Source organism: Acinetobacter sp. 24-47-67 (genome assembly GCF_056779735.1).
Genome location: NZ_JBWYIK010000024.1, coordinates 1 through 684 on the forward strand (window position 1 = coordinate 1; position 684 = coordinate 684).

General features: G+C 43.1%; 1 protein-coding gene. It reads right to left on the reverse strand.

Translation table 11 applies throughout. The features are described 5' to 3' along the window. On the reverse strand, positions 1 to 577 hold a 577-nt coding region (locus AC1M9K_RS14475; RefSeq protein ID WP_481589633.1), incomplete at its 3' end, for an alpha/beta fold hydrolase. Positions 578 to 684: the final 107 nt, after the last annotated feature.

Sequence of the window (684 nt, forward strand, 5' to 3'; positions counted from 1 at the left end):
CATCCGCCTTAGCCAAAGCTTCACAGCAGCTTGCATAACCTTCAGGGCTGCCAGCTCCTAAGTCGTTTGAAAGTTTTTCAATCACTGCTGGGTTGCTTTGGATAAAGGGATCTGTAAACCAACGACCTGCAGCCGTTGATGCAATCGGTGCTAAACCTTGTTCACGAACCAATACGGCACGATCATTCCAAGCATTTTCATTGCCAATTTTAGCGGCGGTATTACACACAATCACATGACTAAAGCGTTGAGGATGATTGATCGCTAACCATTGGCCTGTCAAACCACCCATCGAAATACCACAGAATGCAGCTTTTTCAACATTCAAATGGTCGAGTAAATTCACCACATCTTGACCAAGTTGATCAATGGTATATGGACCTTGAGGCGCGTCCGATGCACCATGACCACGTGTGTCATAACAAATCACATAATGAGAAGCTTTAAAAAACTCAATTTGTGATTGCCACATGCTGAAATTTGTCCCTAAAGAGTTAGAGAAAACAAGAGCAGGCTTGCTTGAATCACCAAAAGTTTGATAATTGATTTGCGCATCATTTGAAGAAAAAGTAGGCATAGAATCCCTCCCGACCTCCCTTGAGAAAAGGGAGGGGGTTTTTAATAGTTAAACACGTTCGATAATTAAAGCGATGCCTTGACCCACACCGATACACATAGAGCACA